The sequence below is a fragment of the Hymenobacter tenuis genome, assembly GCF_054780495.1.
Genome location: NZ_BAAGWF010000001.1, coordinates 1,116,054 through 1,134,889, shown reverse-complemented (window position 1 = coordinate 1,134,889; position 18,836 = coordinate 1,116,054). Strand labels below are relative to the sequence as shown.

General features: G+C 56.6%; 12 protein-coding genes. 4 read left to right on the top strand and 8 right to left on the bottom strand.

The features are described from left to right. Positions 1–21 precede the first annotated feature (21 nt). The 3 genes from ACYVGU_RS04875 (at position 22) to ACYVGU_RS04865 (ending at position 4,689) form a co-directional block, all read left to right on the top strand. Entirely contained in the window at positions 22–1,203 is a 1,182-nt protein-coding gene (locus ACYVGU_RS04875) for an acetyl-CoA C-acyltransferase (protein WP_460612182.1), read from the top strand. Between the two features lie 157 nt (positions 1,204–1,360). Further along, positions 1,361–2,827 (top strand): toxin-antitoxin system YwqK family antitoxin, encoded by a 1,467-nt coding sequence (locus tag ACYVGU_RS04870; RefSeq protein ID WP_460621143.1) that lies wholly within the window; start codon positions 1,361–1,363, stop codon positions 2,825–2,827. 188 nt (positions 2,828–3,015) lie between these two features. Beyond that, positions 3,016–4,689: an SBBP repeat-containing protein gene (locus tag ACYVGU_RS04865; RefSeq protein ID WP_460621142.1), complete on the top strand. Its 1,674-nt coding sequence runs from the start codon at positions 3,016–3,018 to the stop codon at positions 4,687–4,689. Positions 4,690–4,723: 34 nt separating this feature from the next. Here the strand turns inward: ACYVGU_RS04865 and ACYVGU_RS04860 are convergent, their stop codons facing one another. From ACYVGU_RS04860 to ACYVGU_RS04825, 8 genes are all read right to left on the bottom strand, one after another. Continuing rightward, complete coding sequence (locus ACYVGU_RS04860) at positions 4,724–6,022, bottom strand: sensor histidine kinase (RefSeq protein WP_460621141.1); 1,299 nt, start codon at positions 6,020–6,022, stop codon at positions 4,724–4,726. A 141-nt stretch (positions 6,023–6,163) separates the two neighbouring features. Further along, positions 6,164–7,546 (bottom strand): sigma-54-dependent transcriptional regulator, encoded by a 1,383-nt coding sequence (locus ACYVGU_RS04855; protein ID WP_460621140.1) that lies wholly within the window; start codon positions 7,544–7,546, stop codon positions 6,164–6,166. Positions 7,547–7,657: 111 nt separating this feature from the next. Next, the gene (locus ACYVGU_RS04850) at positions 7,658–8,794 is read right to left on the bottom strand and encodes an ABC transporter permease (RefSeq protein ID WP_460621139.1); all 1,137 of its coding nucleotides are present in this window, start codon (positions 8,792–8,794) and stop codon (positions 7,658–7,660) included. A 187-nt stretch (positions 8,795–8,981) separates the two neighbouring features. After that, positions 8,982–10,235: an ABC transporter permease gene (locus ACYVGU_RS04845; RefSeq protein WP_460621138.1), complete on the bottom strand. Its 1,254-nt coding sequence runs from the start codon at positions 10,233–10,235 to the stop codon at positions 8,982–8,984. Then, a complete protein-coding gene (locus tag ACYVGU_RS04840; protein WP_460621137.1) occupies positions 10,225–10,812 on the bottom strand; it encodes an RNA polymerase sigma factor in 588 nt (195 codons plus the stop codon). Before ACYVGU_RS04840 ends, ACYVGU_RS04845 begins: the two co-directional genes overlap by 11 nt. A 59-nt stretch (positions 10,813–10,871) precedes the next feature. After that, positions 10,872–11,612: an ABC transporter ATP-binding protein gene (locus tag ACYVGU_RS04835; RefSeq protein ID WP_460612191.1), complete on the bottom strand. Its 741-nt coding sequence runs from the start codon at positions 11,610–11,612 to the stop codon at positions 10,872–10,874. Between the two features lie 404 nt (positions 11,613–12,016). Then, the gene (locus ACYVGU_RS04830; protein WP_460621136.1) at positions 12,017–13,468 is read right to left on the bottom strand and encodes a TolC family protein; all 1,452 of its coding nucleotides are present in this window, start codon (positions 13,466–13,468) and stop codon (positions 12,017–12,019) included. A gap of 7 nt (positions 13,469–13,475) precedes the next feature. After that, positions 13,476–14,723, bottom strand: a complete 1,248-nt coding sequence (locus tag ACYVGU_RS04825) for an efflux RND transporter periplasmic adaptor subunit (RefSeq protein ID WP_460621135.1) — start codon at positions 14,721–14,723, stop codon at positions 13,476–13,478. 975 nt (positions 14,724–15,698) lie between these two features. On the opposite strand from ACYVGU_RS04825, the gene ACYVGU_RS04820 reads away from it, so the two are divergent. Further along, on the top strand, positions 15,699–18,161 hold the full coding sequence (locus ACYVGU_RS04820; RefSeq protein ID WP_460621134.1) for a TonB-dependent receptor: 2,463 nt from the start codon (positions 15,699–15,701) through the stop codon (positions 18,159–18,161). Positions 18,162–18,836: the final 675 nt, after the last annotated feature.

Below are 18,836 nucleotides of genomic sequence, written 5' to 3'. Positions count from 1 at the left end.
CCAATCCCACCCACTCGTTTTATGCAAATCAAAGAAGTAGTAATCGTGGCCGCGGTCCGGACGCCCATCGGCTCTTTCGGGGGCAGCTTGTCTACGCTGTCGGCAACGGAGCTAGGTGCCATTGCCCTGAAGGGTGCTTTGGAAAAAGCCGGCGTTGATGCCAGCGAAGTGCAGCAGGTAATTATGGGCAATGTTATTTCGGCTAACCTTGGCCAGGCTCCGGCTCGTCAGGCAGCCAAAAAAGCAGGTTTGCCCGATACCGTGGAATGCACCACGGTGAACAAAGTGTGTGCTTCGGGCACGAAAGCCATTATGTTCGGCGCCCAGGCTATCATGCTGGGCCAGGCCGATGTGATTCTGGCTGGTGGCATGGAGAGCATGTCGAATGTGCCGTACTACCTCGATAAAGCTCGTTTCGGCGCTAAATATGGCCACGGCCAGATGATTGACGGCCTCGTCCGCGACGGCCTGTGGGACCCCTACCACGACTACGCCATGGGCAACGCTGCCGATGCTACGGCTGCGCATTACGGCATCACCCGCGAGGAGCAGGATGCCTTTGCCCAGCAGAGCTACGAGCGCAGTGCTGCGGCGGCCAAAGCCGGCAAGAAGAAGGATGAAATCATTCCCGTAACGGTAACGGTACGCGGCAAGAGCACGGTGGTAGAAGACGACGAGGAATACACCAAAGCCGACTTCGCTAAGTTTGCCAACCTCAAGCCAGCTTTCACCAAAGAAGGCTCGGTAACGGCGGCCAACGCCTCTACTCTTAATGACGGCGCTGCTGCTGTGCTGCTAATGAGCCGCGAAAAAGCTGAGCAGTTAGGCGTGAAGCCTCTGGCACTGATTCGTGGTTTCGCCGATGCAGAGCAGGCACCGGAGTGGTTCACTACTACGCCAGCCCTAGCCATTCCGAAAGCGCTGAAAAATGCCGGCGTTGAGGCGTCGGAGGTTGATTTCTACGAAATCAATGAGGCTTTTTCGGTGGTATCACTGGCTAACAACAAGCTGCTGAACCTAGAAGGCACAAAGGTTAACGTGTATGGCGGTGCCGTATCGTTGGGCCACCCCCTAGGTGCTTCCGGTGCCCGAATCGTGACCACCCTGCTGAACGTGCTGCAGACAGAAGGCGGCAAAATTGGCGTGACGGGTATTTGCAATGGCGGCGGTGGCGCTAGCAGCCTCGTGCTAGAAAAGCTCTAAGCCTCGCGTACTAGGTCTCTCTTTTTTTGAAAAGCCCCGTTGCAGTTTTGCGGCGGGGCTTTTTCGTGCACGGCAGTGGGCACGAAGGTTGTAAGCATGCCATGCCGGCCTACGTTGCAGTCTGCACTATCTCCGCTAATCTTTCGTTCTTGCCGCTATGAAACGTTTTCTTTGGTTGCTCCCACTGGGGCTACTAGCTGCTTCCTCGGCCCAAGCCCAAAAGCTGCGCCGCCTTACTACCTACTTCGACTCGACCAACACGCACAAACGGGAGATTTTCTCGGCCCTGGTGGCCGCCGATACCGTAATGCAAGGCCCGTACAAGCGGTTTTACTATTCGGGCAAGCTAGAAGCCCAAACGCGCTATTCCGATGGTAAGCGCGACTCGGCGTACGTTGAGTTTCATCCGAACGGAGGCCGCCGGCTGGAAGTAACTTACCAGCAGGGCGTGCGTCAGGGGCCGTTCAAAACGTATTATGACTCGGGCAAACTGGCGCAGGAAGGCACCTATGAAAACGACCAGCCCACCGGCACCTTGCGCTATTACCACCCGAGCGGCGAAGTAAAGCTGGAAACCACCCTGAACAATGGGCAGCCCGCTGGCGCCATCCGCGAGCTATATCCATCGGGCAAGATCAAAGCTGAAATTACGTATCAGAATGGCCAGGCAAATGGGCCGGCCAAAACGTATTTTGAAAACGGCCAACTTCAGAGCGAAGGCCTGTATAGCAAAGGCCTGCTGGCTGGCCCTTACAAAACCTATTACGACAACGGCCAAGTAGAAACCGACGTGCAGGCCGACAAAACGGGCCGGGGCAGCTACCGCAGCTACTACCGCTCCGGCAAGCTCCGCACTGAAGGCACCTACGCCCCTGCTACCCTGGTGGGCCGCGCCGTGAAAAACCCCTTGGGCGACGACCTGACCAAGCAAGCCAAAAACCTGGCGGGCGGCACCAGTAACCTCGATGGCCCCGCGAAATCGTATTACGAAAGTGGCGCGGTGAAAAGCACTCAAACGTACCGTCAGGGCGTGTTGGTGGGCACCCAGCAGGATTTCTATGAGTCGGGGAAGGTGCAGCAGAAGATTGAATACGCCAACCAGGGCCGCGACCGGAAAATCACGAGCTACTTTGAGGATGGTTTGCCCAAGGAAGAGCAGCAGTACAAAAACAACCTGCCCAGCGGCGTGTGGCGCACTTTCCACCCCGGCGTCAAGCAAGTGCAGAAGCAGGAAACGTACGTGAACGGCAAAATTATTGGCGAGCAGCTCACCTACTATCCCACCGGCACAGTGCAAAGCAAGCTGGTGTACGAAGCAGGCAAACCCACCGGCTTGGGCCAGGAATACTACCCCTCCGGCAAGCTCAAAGCCGAAACAACTTACATTAAGGGTCTTAAATCTGGGGCGTTCCGCCAGCTGCGCGAAGATGGTACTCTGGAAATTTCAGGGGCGTTTCGAAACGGCAAGGAAACCGGCGTGTGGAATTATTTTGGGGCCGATGGCACCACGGTGCGCGAAAAGAAAACCTTCCGCAACGGGCAGCAGGTAGCTGAAGGCACCTCCGCTCCTGCTACCAAACCACTACCAGCGCGCAAACCAGTTGCTCCCGCCAAGAAGAAGTAACTCGGTTACCGGCCGATATCTACCTAGTAAAACCTACAGTTGAGCAGGCATTATATTTGTTATCATATATAGGAGCGCCTGAGGTGCTAGCTACCCAATACTATCTTCCTGATTTACTGGAATAAGAGCAATTAGTAAGTCTAGCGAATTCTGCGTGTGTTATTCTTTCACCATTTCTTAGGCGGGTTATGTCGCAACCTCTACGTATCATTTTTATTTTTCTGGGAGTTTTTTTGCTGCTGTCAAAAGCTGCGGTAGCGCAGTTTCCTGCGTTTGCCTGGGCTTCGGGCGGCGAAAAACCCAAGGACTACGACCAGCAGGCACAAGCGCGCGGCGTGGCTACCGACGCAGCCGGCAACACCTACGTGGTAGGCACTTTCCGACAAACCCTGACCCTAGGCGCTACTACCCTCACCTCTGTCGGCGACTACGATGTTTTCGTGGCAAAGCTCAATGCTGAGGGAGTATATCAATGGGCCGTGCGGGCAGGTGGCCGCGGCGAGGATATCGGCAATGGCATTACGCTAGATGCGGCCGGGCACCTCTACATCACGGGCAACACGGACAGTTGGCAAGGCGATTTTGGCGCCTATGCTATTCAAAACCCGCACTTCAATATCAACCTGTTTGTGGCCAAGCTGGATGCCAACGGCCAGTGGCTGCAACTGGCTCAAACCCTGGGCGACAACTCCAATAACTTTGTCTACGGCAACGACCTAGTAGTGGATGCCGCCGGCAATGTGTATGTAACAGGTGGCCTGCGCGGTTATCATGTTGAGTTTGGCTCTACTACCGTGTTTAATGAAGGCGGCTACAACGCGTTTGTGGCCAAGCTGTCCCCTAGCGGGGAGTGGCTTTGGGCCGTGGTGGAAGGCGGCCTGGGCGGCTACGACTTCGGCAATGGTATCGACCTCGATGCCAGCGGCAATGTGTACGTAACCGGAAATCTAGACGGTTACTATGGCCGATTTGGAACTACCATCCTCCGCAAAACCGGTGAGTGGAGCAGCATGTTCGTGACGAAACTGGACCCGGCCGGCAACTGGCTATGGGCTGTACTAGGTGGTGGCACAGCCCGAACCCTGGGCAACGACCTTATAGTGGATAAGGCCGCGAGCAGCGTGTATGTGGTGGGCAACGTAGCGGGACAGCTCGCTGCCTTCGGTGCTACAAGTCTACCTAAAACTGACCGCAACAACGACGTTGTAGTAGCTAAGCTCTCTACAGAAGGTGCCTGGCAGTGGGCGGTGCGCGGCGGCGGACCGGAGAACGACTTAGGAATGGGCATCGCGCTGGGGCAAGCGGGCAACGTAACCATCACGGGCTCCTTTAGCGGCGCCAGAGTTCCTTTTGGAATCTTGCCGGTGTTGACTTCCGTGGGCAAGTCGGACGTGCTGGTAGCGCAGCTTGATGCGGCCGGTTCGTGGCGCTGGGCACTTGGGGGCGGAGGCAATAAAAAGGGCGAAAATACGGGGTTAGGCATCGCCCTGACTCCCCAAGGTGACGCCCTGGTTGCCGGCACCTTCAAAGGGCCGGCCATTCGCCTGGGAGAAACGGAAGTACCCGGCGGAGCTGCCTATTATGACTACTTCGCTGACCGCTTTTTCGCTACCCGTGTTACTAACCTCCAGGACCGCTCTGCTGCCGAGTTTACCGTATGGCCCAACCCCAGCCGGGGCACCGTGTGGGCAGCTGGCCTAGAGCCGAATCAGCCTGTACAGGTGTTTGACACCATGGGCCGCCTTGTAATCAGCGACGCCCGCCCAGCCTATGATATAGAAGGCCTGCAACTACCCAACCTGAAGCCCGGAGTATACCTGGTGCGGAGCGGCAAGCAAATGCGCCGCATAACTCTGGAGTAGCTTTTCAGTCCTGCTTTACTAGCTCCACACCTACTCAAAACCGGATGGTAAACGCCGTCCGGCCATTTTCCTGCGTTTCTAGGCTGAAGGTGAAGTTGTGCTGCAGTAAAATGTCGCGAATCAGGGTAAGGCCGATGCCCTGGCCGTCGCGCTTGGTGCTGTAGAAGGGCGTGAAGAGGCGGCGTTGCACCTCGGGCGCAATGCCCGGGCCGTCGTTTTCGATGATAACCTGCGCGGGCTCCTGGGTAGTGCGCACCCATACGTTGCCTTCCTCCCCAATCGCCTCGAGGGCATTCTTGCAGATGTTGAGCACAGCTTGTTCCAGCTGCATGGGGTCCAGGTCTACTACCATGGGGCCGGCAGCCAGCTCCCAGTGCCACCGGATGCGACGGCGCTCTACCTGCACGTGCATGAGGCGCTCTATGGTGCGCAGCAGCTCATGCACATCGGTGGGCTGGCGCTGCGGCAGGGGCAGCCGCACGAGGTTGGCAAAATTGGCAATGAAGTTGGCTAGGTGCGTATTGCGGTTGATGGACACATCCAGTGCCTCCGTGAAATCGGGCTGGTCGTCGGGGCGGAGCTGCGGCACGTAGTAATGGAAGCTTTGCAGAATAGAGTTAATAGCGCCGATAGAGTTATTGATTTCGTGCGACATCATCCGAATCAGCTTCTCATAGGCCTGCTTTTCCTGCCGAATCAAATCCTGAGTCAGCTCTTCCAACACAATAAACCGACGCGTAAACCCCCGATCCACGAAGCGGGAGCTGTGCGCCCGGTACGTCTGAATTCCCGAAAGGCGCACTACTTGCGGCTCTTGCTCCGAGAGTTGACCTAGGGCAAGGCCCCAGTCGCTGGGCAGTTGGGCGGGCAGCTCCCCTAGCAGCTGCGCAGCAGGCAACCTCAGCATGCGCTCTGCGGCAGGGTTCACGCCTTCAATGCGCCCATCAAACGTGAGCAGCAACACGCCGGCAGGCGACGCCTGAATTAGGCTTTCCAGCAGGTAGCTTTTCTCGTGCTGCGTAACGCGTTCCTTGCGCAGCTCGTCAATCATGTGGTTATACACATCAATGAGCTGGTCCATTTCGCGTTGGCCCACCGGCACAAACTTCATGGAAAAGTCTTTGGCGCGAATAGCCTCCGTACCGGCCGCAATCAGATGAAACGGCCGCACAAACCCTTTATAGAGCTGCACCGTGAGAATAATGCTAATGACAAGCAGCACCTCCAGCCCCACAAACAATGGCGCGTTCGTGCGCATTATCTGTGCGGCCAGCACAATCAGCACGGCATGAATGATAATTACGAACAGGATAAACTTAACGCGTAGAGCCATGCAAGGAAAATTGGTGCTATGATCTTAACCCAAAGAACGTCATGCGGAGCTTGTAAGAGCAGTTCTACCTCTAGCTAATTCAGTTGCTTAGCTTCAGTAGACTTGCTCTTGCAAGCTCCGCATGACAATGCTTTCGACGTGCTATTCTGCGTCAAACGGAATGGCATACTTCTCGAGGCGGCGGTAAAGAGCACCGCGGCTCAGGCCCAAGGCTTTGGCTACGCGGCTGATGTTGCCGCTGTAATGCTCCAAGGTTCGCTTTATCATTTGGGCCTCCAGCTCATCAAGAGTCATTGTGCCGGGCTCGGGCAGCTCGCCGGGCTCGGGTTGCCGCACGGGTACGCGCTGAAACTGGGCTTGGAAATCTTCGGGGCCTAGTTCGTCTTTGCCGCTCACTAGCACTGCCCGCTCCACCAGGTTTTTCAGTTCCCGAATATTGCCGGGCAGCGGTTGCTCTTGCAGCCAGTGCAGGGCTCGGGTATTTACTTTCAGCGAGGCCCGGTTGTAGGTAGCACGCAGGCCATCTACAAAGTGCTGCACCAGCAGCGGAATATCCTGAGGCCGCTCCCGGAGGGCCGGAAGGCGTACTGTAATCAGATTGATGCGGTAGAACAGGTCTTCGCGGAAGCGGCCCTGCTGCACCATCTCGGCCAGGTTGCGGTTGGTGGCGCAGATTACGCGAATATCCAAGCGGCGCGGCTTGCTGTCACCGAGCACTTCGTAGGTCCGGTCCTGCAGCACGCGTAGCAACTTCACCTGGCTGCCCATGTCCAGCTCCCCTATCTCATCCAGAAAGATGGTGCCGCCATTGGCCAGCTCAAAGCGGCCCTGGCGGTCGGTTTTAGCATCAGTAAAGGCTCCGCGCCGGTGGCCGAACATTTCGCTTTCAAACAACGAAGCTGATATACCACCCAAGTTCACTTTCACAAACGGCTGCCGGCGGCGGTGGCTGTTCTGGTGCACGGCTTCGGCAATCAGCTCCTTACCCGTTCCCGATTCGCCTTCAATCAATACGGAGGCATCGGTGGCGGCAACCTGCCCTACACTACGCAGCACGTGCAGCAGGCGCGCATCCTGGCCCACAATATTCCGGAAGTTATACTGCTTGTCAAGCTGGCGGCGGCTGAGCGCACTAGGGTCGGTTTCGGGCTCAGCCTCGCTCAGGCTCAGAATAGTCCGGATGGTTTGCAGCAGTGAGTCGTTGTGCCAAGGCTTGGTGATGAACTCCGCAGCGCCCGCTTTCATGCCTTCCACAGCCAAGGATATAGAGCCCCAGCCGGTAATCAGGATGACGGGTACCTGAGGGGTTAGTTGCTTTACCTGCCCTAGTAACCGCAGGCCATCTTGGCCGGAGGTATCCAGGGAGTAGTTCATATCCATAAGCACCAGGCGCGGCGGCGTTTCCTGCACATAGCGCATGGCTTCTTCGGGCGTGGCAACGCCCTTCGCCGGGTAGCCTGCCTGTTTCAGCAGCAGCCCCAGCGAAGTGCGTATTGCCACATCGTCGTCAACAATCAGTATCATAGTGTAGAGCGCGAAGGACGGAATTTGGCGCGAAAGATTGAAGGCCCTGCTGCAGCAAAACCGCATTTCAAAACCAGACCAACTAGGGGCCTAAAAACAGAAGGAAGCGCTTTACTCTTCTCGCAATGATACAGCTGGATGAATGCCGGCAGCAATGCGGCTGGGCTGCCAAGCACAAATTGCCGTGAGCAAAAATATGAGCACAGTAGCCAAAATCATGGCCTGCACATACACCGTGGATGCCACTCCAAACACGCCCAGCAGCGGAAATTGTATGGCCAGCACTAGCCCTCCTAGCACGCCCAGCGTAGTCACTACCAGCATTTCGCCCAAAAACTGCCGCCCAATATTATTACCGGTGGCCCCTAAGGCCCGGCGCAACCCAATTTCAGCCTTGCGCTGATTGATATTGTACCAGAGCACACCAAACAGCCCCAGCGCCACGTTGAGAATCAGGAACAAGCCAACCAGCCCGAGTGCAATCAGGGGCGTCAGCATAAATTTCATTTTGTCCTGGCGGTTTTCTTCTAGCGTGTTCACATTGGCATCCCACCCTTTAGTAACCTGCTTTATTTTGCGCACCAGCTGCTGCTCCAGTACGGCACCGCTACCCGGCTGCACCCGCACCAGCAGAATAGGCATCTCCAAATGACCAACATCGCCGGCGCCTTGCAACACGCGTCGCAGGAATATGGCCGGCTCATTGGCCGCAAAATCGTTGCCGGAGCGGTAGGCCTCAATTACGCCTACCACCTGCCACTGCTTGTCGTGCTTCTCATTGGTCAGTATTTTGCCCACCGCAGGCTCATCCCCGAACATTGCTTCCGCAAACTTCTGGTTAATGATTACCGAAGTTCTAGTGGCGGCATCATCGCGGCGGTCGAACCAGCGGCCGGCCACTACTTTCTGGCCCAGCACGCGCACCATGTCGTCGTCGGCATCATACACCTCGGTAAGCGGGGCCTTCGTTTCCTTGTAGCGGTACTCATCGGTGTTCATGTTGCTGAACGAGAAGGGAGTGTTTGAGCTCGTCCAGGTAACGGCAGCGACACCACGTGTGGCCTGCAGCTCCTGCACCAGCAGGCGTAGCGTAGCTTTGCGGTCAGTGGTATCTTGGCCCGGGTCTACATCAAACTCCCACACGTTTTCCGACGAGAAGCCCATAGGCTGCCGGTAGTTGTACAGGTTACTAACTAGCAAGGAGCTAATCACGAACAGGACGAAAAACGACAAGAGGATTTCGGCCATGAGTAGAAAGTTGGAGCGCTTACGGTTCCAAATCAAAGTAAACAGATGACGTATCATGGGGTAGCTGGGGTATCGTGCACACCGGCACACTAGCAGTGGGCGTGCAGAAGGTTAGATGATAAAGCCAACGGCGGCAAGCGGGGCGCAGGGTTAGCGCCAGCACTACTTGCTAGCCACCTGCTGCTGATTAGTTACTACTGCCTTTTAAGGCCTGAACCGGCAGCAAGCGCGACATTTTAAAGGCCGGATATACCCCCGATAGCAAGCCAAAAAGCAAGGTCACGAGCAGCGCCCAGCCAAAAATCCGGAGGTTCAGCTCGAAGTGAGAGTAGGCTATAATCTGGGCACCGCCAATCAGTTGCAGCACGATGTACGCCAGTCCTAGACCTAGCAGGCCACCAATGGCCGTCAGGAAAATATTCTCTACCAGAAACTGCCCGATGAGCGTACGGCCCGTGGCGCCAAAGGCCTTCCGAACCCCAATTTCAGAGGAGCGTTCCATAATGCGACTCACATTAATGTTCACCAGATTCAGCGCGGGTAACATCATGAAAAGCAGCGCAAGGCCCGTCAGAATTGCATATAGGATAGCCGTACCATCGGAGCTGTAGTCGGTCAGGGGGCTCATGATCTGACGCGAATAGGAGGCTAGCAACTGATCGGCGTGCAGGTCCAGATGATCCATTGCCTTGGGGTCGGTCAGCGGGATGCGCTTGGCCATTTGGTCGAACTCTGCCTGTACAGCGGCTTTATCAGCCGGCGATTTGGCCAAGATGATAGCTGAATATTCCCCATCGAGCCGGGCCTGGTTTAGGTTGTTGGGGCTGGTAGAAAGCGGCACCCACACATCGGCATAAGATGACACGCGCATCACGGGCACATCATCTACCACGCCCATTACTCGGAAAGCGCTTTGGTTAATTTCAATGGTGCGCCCTACTACCCCGGCATCGGTGCCGAAGTACTTACGAGCGGTGCTCTGGTTGATAACTGCCACCCGTGCCGCCGACTTCATTTCAGCCTCACCGAAGGGTTTTCCTTCCCGGAACGTAAAGTCCAGCACTTGCCAAAACACATTGTCGGTGTACTTCAAGTCAAGGTCGAGGCGGTTGTTTCCTACGTAGCTCGGCGTTGCGTGAAACATAGAGTACACCGCTACTTTCTCGGGAGTTTTGAGGGGGCGCACATACCGGTCGAGTAGGTAGTAGCTCGCTGGCGAGTTCTGATTGCCGCCGTTTTTATACTTGATGTGCAAGAAGTTAACAAAAAGCATCCGGTCGAGGCGTGTTTCCGGAGCGTGCGGGCCCACCACGTGGTCGAACATGGCCGCTACCACGAGCAGCACCATCAGCGTGAAAGAGATGCCGAACAGGCTGATGAAGGTAAAGAACTTGCGACGCAGCAAGACTTTCCAGGCGATTTTGAGGTAGCTAAGCAACATGAGCGTGAGAGTAGGGAGTAGAAAGGGAAGAATGAAGGGCGGCTACTTGCCGCTGCAGCACCGCGCGGGCCTTGCTGAGCTGCGACTTGCTAGTGCCTTCTGAAATACCGAGCAGTTCAGCTACTTCGGGGTGGGTATAGCCCTCCAGAGCACAGAGGTTAAACACGGCCCGGTAGCCTGCGGGCAGCTCCTGCACCAGCCGCAGCAAATCGGCGGCTTGCAGCTCTACATCGGCGCTGGGCAGCTCGGTGGCAAGGTGGCCGGTGTAGCAGTCTTCAATGCTTAGGGTTACGGACTCGCGGCGGCGCAACAGATTCAGGGCCTCATGCACCATAATGCGGCGCACCCACCCTTCTAGGCTGCCTTTACCCTCAAACTGACCCAAGCAGCGAAACACCTTTACGAAGCCGCGGGCTAGGGCATCTTCCGCGTCGAACTCGTGGCGTAGGTAGCGCAGGCATACGGCCAGCATGCGGGGAGCAAAGCGCTGATAGAGCTGTTCCTGAGCGGCTGCGCTACCCTGTAGGCAGGCGGCAACTAGGTCGGTATCAGAGAAAGGTAGGGCTAGCGTTTTCATAACTCAGAAAGAAAACTGCGAGAAGTATCACAAGTGGGGTGCGACCAGCACCAAGTATATTAGCTGACCTGGCTGCCGTCGAAGAAGCGGATAAGGCGCTCGGTGCGGCGCGCCTGCTGCTCATCGTGCGTTACCATCACGATGGTGGTGCCTTCCTGCTGGTTAAGGCCTAGCAGCAAGTCCATAATTTCCTCCCCCATCACCGAGTCGAGGTTGCCGGTAGGTTCATCGGCCAAGATGATTTCGGGGTTGCCGGCCAGGGCCCGGGCAATGGCTACGCGCTGGCGCTGGCCACCAGAAAGCTGGCTGGGGAAGTGGTTGGTGCGGGCACTGAGGCCTACTTTATCGAGGGCGGCGTAAGCCCGCTCACGGCGTTCCTTGCCGCCTACGCCGGGCCGGTACAGCAAGGGCAGCTCCACGTTATCCAGCACCGAGAGGTCGTTGATGAGGTGGTAGCTCTGGAAAACGAAGCCGATTTTCTGATTGCGCAAGGAGGCGAGCTCCTTATCAGAGTAGGACTGCACCGGCCGACCATCCAGCTCAATTACGCCGCTGGTGGGCTCATCGAGCAGGCCAATGATGCTGAGCAGCGTAGACTTACCACAGCCCGAGGGGCCCATTATCGAAACGAACTCGCCTTTGTTGATGGTCAGGTTCACGCGGTTCAGGGCCACCGTTTCAATGGTTTTGGTTTGGTATACCTTCTCGATGTCGCGCAGTTGAATAACGGGCTGGCTGGTGGCCAAAGCTGCACTGGCTGATTGAGCCCGAGCGGTAGTTTGAGCGAGGATGTTTTCCATGGGAAGAGCAGGATAGATGAGGAAGTCTGACGAGAGTCTGTCCGGTTTCGGGCAGTAAGCCACGGGGCCTACAGTAGTATTGCCAAGCGCTGTGCCAACTTTATAATTAACTGTTTGTCAGCATATTATGTAGCATATTCAAAATAGTCGATTGATAAAATATGTCCGTTTCCGGACAGGGTGTTCGGTATTGTATAGCGCACCTCTTTGTGAGCGGGCATCCGGCACCGTGTTCGTTGAGCCAGCGTAGGAGCAGCTATAAAGAACGTCATGCTGCACAGCGCGAAGGACCTTATTCCGTGAGAACCGCATCAATGGTAGGTTCTCACGGAATAAGGTCCTTCGCGCTGTGCAGCATGACGCGTTATCTATTTCAGAACGCCAATCGGTGTCCAGGTCAGTGCTTACGGTTGCGCTGCTAGGGGCTGTTGGCGCTCAAAGTCATATAGCGTGAGGGCACGCAAGCGGTAGTGCGCCACCCAAGCCGCACGCAAAGCCAGAATGTACACGCGGCGGGCCTGGTCCTTTTCGGCAGAAGCAATGGTCAGGTCGGTTAGGCTGATGCGCCCGACTTTATAAGTTGCCTGTGCAATGTTGTAGCGCTGCTGCGCCAAGGAGTCGGCGCGGGCGGTTAGCGCAAGCTGCTCGCTTAGGGTACTGAGCTGAGTGGCCTGCACCTGCACGCTCTGCTCGAAGCTGGCTTCCTCCTGCGCAATGTCGGTTTGTACCTGGCGGCGGGTCAGCTCGGCGGTTTTCACAATGGATTTCTGCCTGCCCCAATCTACTAGGGGCAGCGAAAAGGTAAGCCGCACCTGCTGCTGGTTTTGCAAGGCCGCGTACGTGTCCCAGAGGTTGCCCGCCTGGTTTACGTAGCCTAGGTTGGCCGCGAGTGTGGCCTGAAACCCGGTGGTACCCCGGGCCTGCGCTACCTCCCGCTCAGCCTGCAACAACCGGCGCCGAAAAGCCAGCACCACACTGCGATTTTGGCGCGCCTGGGTTACGGCTTGCTCAGTAGGCACCACTAATCGGGGCGCGGCGGCCGGCACCAGCAGCCGCACCGCATCGGTGCGCAAACCAGTGTAGCTCTGCAAACTCACGGCCGCGTTCTGGGCATCGAGTTGGCCTTGGGCCATGGCCTGGCGGGCATTGAGCAGGTTTAGCTCCAGCCGCAGCAGGTCGCTTTGCGACAGGCGGCCGAGCTGGTAGCGCTCCTTCCCTATCCGGAGCAGTTCTTCGTTGGCTTGCACGTTCTGGCTGGCCACTTCGGCATTTACCTGCTCCTGCAACACATCAAAGTACAGCTCCGTGATGCGCTGGGCAATGCCTTCCCGCTCCTCGGCGTACAGGCGCTGGCTTTCCTGGTAGCGCAACGGCTCAATTCGGCGGGCCCACTTTAGGCTGTTAAAGGAGCCTAGCGGCTGGGTCAGGCCGATGGCAATGGGTTGGTTGTTGTAGCGTTTCAGGCCGCCATTAAAGTCATCGAAGCGCTGCAGCTCAGAGCTTACGAACACCTGCCCGCCCGTTAGGCCAATGTTCTGGCTCATTGACAAGGCCAGGTTGGAGTTGTTGATGCGCACGGCCCGAAAATCGGTGGTACCATCGGGCTGTACTACGGGCGTAATCACGCGGCTGAACCCGGGTAATGTACCCTGTAGTCCTAACTGGGGCTTGTAATTGGCCTGGTAAGTGCGCCACTCCCAGTAGCTTTTATCGCGGCTGGTTTGCGATTGTTTGGCCAGCGCCGACTGATTCAGGGCTAGCTCAATTACCTCGCTCAAGGTGAGGGCCGATGGCTGCGTTTGGGCTACGGCCGGCGTGCCGGCTAGCAGCGCCAGGAAAGGAAGAATCCGTTTCATAGAGCAGCTAGTCTTTAAGGGTGAGTTCGGGCGTGTCGATGTAGTCCTTCATATCCGACACGATTATCTCCTCGCCGGCACCTAGGCCCCCTGTAATCTGCACGTAGTCGAAGTTGCTGTCGCCGAACTGCACGGTGCGGCGCACGGCTTTGCCATTCTGGAGCACAAACACCGGCTGCTCTTTACCACCCTGGTAGAAGGGCCCGTTTTTCACGCGCACCACGTTGTGTAGCGCCTTGGTCACCACAAATACATCAGCCCGCAGATTGGCGCGCAAAGCCGGGTGATGATCCTCGGTTAGGGTGGCGTAGAAGGTGACGACCCCCTTGTCAACGGAAGGGCTTACGGTGCTAATCGCGCCGCGCAAATCGGTGCCGTTAATGCGCACTACTACGGCGTCACCGAGGTGCAAGGCGTCGGCATAGGCATCGGAAATGGTGGCTCGCACCCGGAAACGACTTAAGTCGGCTACGCGAGCCAGGGCGTCGCCGGCCTGCACCGTAGTTCCCAGGTCTTCGTTCACCCAGGTGAGCACGCCAGGCTGCTGGCTGCTGATATTGGCCTGAGCCAGCTTGCCCGCTAGCTCCGCAATGCTCCGGTCCTGAATCTGCATGGTGAAGCCTAGTTCCCGCACATCGGCGGCATTGGCGGCGCGCTGGTTCCGAATTTGCTCTCCGAGGCGTTGCAGTTCCAGTTGGGCTACTCTAAGGTTAAGCTCGGCTTGGCGCACACTTTCCGAGGTGCCACCGCCAATCTTGAGCAGGTATTGCTCATCGCGCAAGGCCGACTGCAGGCTGCGCACTTTCACTTGCTGCACCTGCTCCTGCGAACGAAGGTCGTTGAGGGCTTTTTCGAGGCTGAGCTGGAGTTGGCCGTTTTTGTTGCGGTTCTGCTGCTGCTCGTCCTGGAGCTTGGCTAGGGCTGTATTTGTGAGCTCCTTATCTAGCTCCAGAATGGTCTGACCGGGCTGCACTTTGCTGCCTACTGATACAGCCACCCGCCGGATGGTACTCTGGATGGGGCTCGTAATGACGGCTTCGTGCGCCGGAATAATAATGCCAGCGGCCGTAAGGGAGGCTTCTACATCGCCTCGCTCGGTCCGCGCCGTTAAAATGCGGTTGCGCTCTACACTAGGTTTCAGCACATTGCGGAAGGCCAGCAGGCCAATTGCTAGGGCCACCAGAATGCCTAACCCCATCAGCCAGCGGCGGCGCTGACGACGGTTCTGAGTTGATGTTGATATGGCTCTGTCCATTTTCGTACAGGAAGGAAGGGGTTTCCTAGTAGGTAAGCCAAGGGACGTGCCATATTCACAAATATTTATCTATCAGATATTTACACTCCAAATACAGATTACCTCCTACTATAAAGTTGTCCAAAAATGGACAGCCTGTTCGGAAACGAAAGCAGCTAGCTCACCTTCGGACACGTGCTGTCCGTCAGCCCCAAACTTGTAGTGGGAAGCGGAGCCAGCAAGAGAGCTGCTTGACTAGGCGGTGTCCGATAAGTTGCTTCAATTAGTAAAAATGCCCTGTTAAGCTTGTTGAAGCATCATTGAATCGGCAGAATCAGAGCACGCGAGATGCTTCGGCTATGCTCAGCAAGGCGGGCTGGAGGTTTCAGGCACCGCCTAGGCTGATTAGAAGCCTAAACCGCTTGTATGCCCTGTATCTGTAGTACGGCTGTAGAAATTTTAATCTAGAGCCGTTTGGGCAGCCAGCAAGCCAGCCACCAGCAATTATTTGCGAGGCAGGCAACGGATGCGAAGGACGATACATCTATCCTGTCAGTACCAGTTATTAGGGTTTGGGCTTCTATTTAGCCTAGTGCGCCCCGCTTTATTCCCCCTTGATTCCTGTAAAACACAACGCATTCCTAGAAATGAAAAATTATTTTCACTAGTACCTTGTGTCACATAGTACCTTCGCTTACCTTTGGATCATTGATTAGCTAACCTCCTCGCCGCACACTTGGCCCCTATCGGCGCCAGCTGCGGCAGATGCCCACCACCACCTTGCGCCAACCGGGCCGGGTGCTGAGCAGCTCGCCGGAAACCATCGTTTCTCGCTGCTGCGCTTGTGTGTTGGCCGCTTGGTTTCGCTGCCGCTGTGGCAGCCGAAGCCCCTGCTTTTCGTGACTGAATTTCTGGCAACCATGCCAGCCCAGCGGAACCGCGGCCGCCGGGCACGGCCTCTCCTTGCCTGGTTTGTACCTCACTTACCTCCCTCTCATGACTTCCTTTCTACCTTCCGGCCGGACCCTGCGGGGCCTGGGGTTCCTCGCTATGCTCGCTCCTTTGGCCGCCGCGGCCCAGCAACAACCTAGTGGCTCCGTTAGTGGCACCTTGCTAGATAATGCCAACGGGCAGCCGCTTCCGTTCACCAATGTAGTGGTGCTACGGGCCCAAGACTCCACCTTTGTTGCCGGCGCCGAAACAGCTGAAAACGGCCGTTTTGCCCTTGAAAAGCTGGGAATGGGCAACTATCTGCTTAAAGCTTCGGCCGTAGGCTACCAAGGGTTGCGCCGTACTATTAGCGTAACCAACGCAACTCCCAACGTGCAGCTTGGCATCCTGAAGCTGGCCCCAACCGCTACGCAGTTGGCCGGCGTAACGGTACAGGGCGAACGGGCCGCCGTGCAAGAAAGCCTCGATAAAAAGGTAATCAACGTAGAAAAAGACCTGAGCAGCGTGGGCGGCACCGCCGTAAACGTGCTCCAAAACGTGCCTTCCGTAACGGTAGCCCCCGATGGCACGGTGAGCATGCGTGGCTCTTCCAACATCACCATTCTCATTGATGGCAAGCCTAGCAACTCCGCTAACAGCGGCGCGGGCGGCAACCGCCTAGAGCAGATTCCGGCTAGCTCCATTGAGCGGGTAGAAGTCGTGACCAACCCTTCGGCGCGCTATGATGCTGCCGGGGCCGGTGGAGTGCTCAACATTATTCTGAAAAAGCAGAAAAAAGACGGCTGGAATGGCCAAGCGCTGCTAAACCTCGGCACCCGCGACAAATACAACACCAGCCTAAGCCTGAACCGGCGCACGGGCAAAATCAACACGTTTGGCTCGTTTGATATGCGCGACGACCAATACCACAGCCGCATGCGCAGCGACCAGTATACGACCCTAGAAAACCGCGAGCTGCGTACCTACCAGGAGGGCACTAACGTACGCCACAACAAAAGCTACAACGGTCGCCTAGGCTTCGATTACACCTTGCCCGCCAACCAGAGCCTGACGGTTACCTTGGAGCCGAACTTCAACCGGAGCGCCAACTCGGGGCTTCAACTCGCTACCCTTTCGGGAGCCACCAATGCCCGCATCGGCAGCACGTTTGGGGTTTCGGAGAATGTCGACAACATCGATGGCTCAGTGGACTACCGCCGTACCTGGGATGAGCACAAAGGCCGGGAACTGACAGCCAGTGCTAACTATACCTACCTCGACGCCGATGTAGTGGTGGCCCAGCGAAATACAGAAGGCTCGCCGGACCTGCGCGAATGGAAACAAGACTTGGCCGTAGGCCTCAATGCCGTGTCGGGGCAGGTTGATTACGTGCACCCCATCGGCGAGAAAGCACGCCTCGATGCCGGCCTCAAAGGTCAGTACCAAGAAAATAGCGGTACCGATGATTTCCTGCGCCAGCAGGCCGATGGCCCCGTTTTTGAGCGCCTTGCGGACCGCTCGTATCAGTACGATTTCAAGGAGTACATGCAGGCCGGCTACGTTACCTACCAGCAGGAATTGGGCAAATGGAACATGCAGGGCGGCTTACGGGCGGAGTACACCAACACCAGCGGCGAAGTACTCAACGGCAACGGGCCATTTAAGCTGAGCTACCTGAACCTGTTCCCTTCGGCTACGGTAGCCCGCAAGCTGCCCACCGCCGACCAAACCGTGAAGCTCAGCTATTCGCGCCGCCTCAACCGGCCTGGCTTTATGCAGCTGCTAGCCTTCCCACTCTACCAAGACCAGCGCAGCTACCGCATCGGTAACCCTACGTTGCGCCCCGAGTACATCAATGCCTTTGAATTAGGCCACCAGATAAGCATCGGGCAGGCATCCCTGACTTCTACTTTGTTCTACCGCCATACCGACAACACCATTCAGCGCCTGGTGGGGGTAGATACTACCGCCACCCGCCTGTACGGTTCCGGAGCGGTTATTACGGCCCAATACAACCAAAACTTCGGGCAGGCAACCAGCTATGGCGCCGAGATTTCCTTGAACCAGCCCGTGGCCAAATGGTGGCGCATCACTGCCAACGGCTCGTTGTTCCAGAATACGGTAACGGCGGCTACCGGCAACGAGGCCAATCGCCGGGTAGTATCGGGCACGGCCCGCCTGATGAACTCCTTCACGCCCACCCCCAAGCTCGACATTCAGCTGACCGGCAACTACCGCGCAGCGGCCGTTACGGCCCAGGGCAAAGTATTTCCGGTTGGCTCTATGGATGTAGCGCTGCGCCAGCGCCTGTTCAACGACCGCGCCGCGCTTACTCTCCGCGTATCCGATGTGCTGAACACCCAGCGTAACCGCTCGGAGTCGCGCACTGAAAACTTCCGGGCCGAGTACTACAACAAGTGGGAGTCGCGGGTAGGCTACCTGGGCTTCAGCTGGTACATGGGCTCTAACAAGCCTCCGAAAAAGATTGAAAATCAGCCGCAGGGCGGTGGCGGTGGGTTCGGTGGCTAACCGAAGCTAGGGCGTTACAGGAAGCTGGAAAAATAAATTTTCACTTTCCTGTAACGCTCGCCTATTACGGCGGTATCCACAACAGCAACGCACTCAAGCACACTGCCTCTCGGAGTTTGAGCTGCCACCAGACCTAGTACCCTTGCTCTATACCCTGCGTTTCAGTTAAAGCCTTTCGCACCCGTTGAATATGCTTTTCCATGGTTTAAAGCGCGCCCCCTCTACTGCTCTTCGCTCATCTAGCTTTGGCTTTCCACGATTTCTTTGCCTAGGAAATGCGGGCTGGCGGTTCGGCAAGTCTCGTTCTACTACCCCTGTTGCAAGCTCAAACCACTGCTTCCGATAATGATTTCCGACTAATGCTTGAGTAGGGTGAATTTGGTAGCTGGCTTGTGCTGCGCTTTGCTACCATCTAGGCCTCACGTTACCCGGCACACCGCTACGTGCGTGGGGCCTTTTCCCAGCCTCTGTTTCCTTTACCTAGTTACAACTAGTTTTAGCTGCCCTGTTTAAAGCAAAAGTTACCCTAGCAGGCCTGGTTATATAACAATCAATATTTTTTTTACTTCTCAGGCATCCCTTGCGCTACCTATAGCATCTATCAGATAGACAAAGCTTAAGAAGTTATACGCAAGCTTTACCCCCCCCACTTTTTCTGGACAACTAATTACTCCC

Coding starts and splice junctions, on each gene's coding strand:
- ACYVGU_RS04845 (WP_460621138.1), bottom strand. CDS start 10,235: ATGTTGCTTAGCTACCTCAAAATCGCCTGGAAAGTCTTGCTGCGTCGC.
- ACYVGU_RS04850 (WP_460621139.1), bottom strand. CDS start 8,794: ATGGCCGAAATCCTCTTGTCGTTTTTCGTCCTGTTCGTGATTAGCTCC.
- ACYVGU_RS04840 (WP_460621137.1), bottom strand. CDS start 10,812: ATGAAAACGCTAGCCCTACCTTTCTCTGATACCGACCTAGTTGCCGCC.
- ACYVGU_RS04825 (WP_460621135.1), bottom strand. CDS start 14,723: ATGGACAGAGCCATATCAACATCAACTCAGAACCGTCGTCAGCGCCGC.
- ACYVGU_RS04875 (WP_460612182.1), top strand. CDS start 22: ATGCAAATCAAAGAAGTAGTAATCGTGGCCGCGGTCCGGACGCCCATC.
- ACYVGU_RS04855 (WP_460621140.1), bottom strand. CDS start 7,546: ATGATACTGATTGTTGACGACGATGTGGCAATACGCACTTCGCTGGGG.
- ACYVGU_RS04835 (WP_460612191.1), bottom strand. CDS start 11,612: ATGGAAAACATCCTCGCTCAAACTACCGCTCGGGCTCAATCAGCCAGT.
- ACYVGU_RS04870 (WP_460621143.1), top strand. CDS start 1,361: ATGAAACGTTTTCTTTGGTTGCTCCCACTGGGGCTACTAGCTGCTTCC.
- ACYVGU_RS04865 (WP_460621142.1), top strand. CDS start 3,016: ATGTCGCAACCTCTACGTATCATTTTTATTTTTCTGGGAGTTTTTTTG.
- ACYVGU_RS04860 (WP_460621141.1), bottom strand. CDS start 6,022: ATGGCTCTACGCGTTAAGTTTATCCTGTTCGTAATTATCATTCATGCC.
- ACYVGU_RS04830 (WP_460621136.1), bottom strand. CDS start 13,468: ATGAAACGGATTCTTCCTTTCCTGGCGCTGCTAGCCGGCACGCCGGCC.
- ACYVGU_RS04820 (WP_460621134.1), top strand. CDS start 15,699: ATGACTTCCTTTCTACCTTCCGGCCGGACCCTGCGGGGCCTGGGGTTC.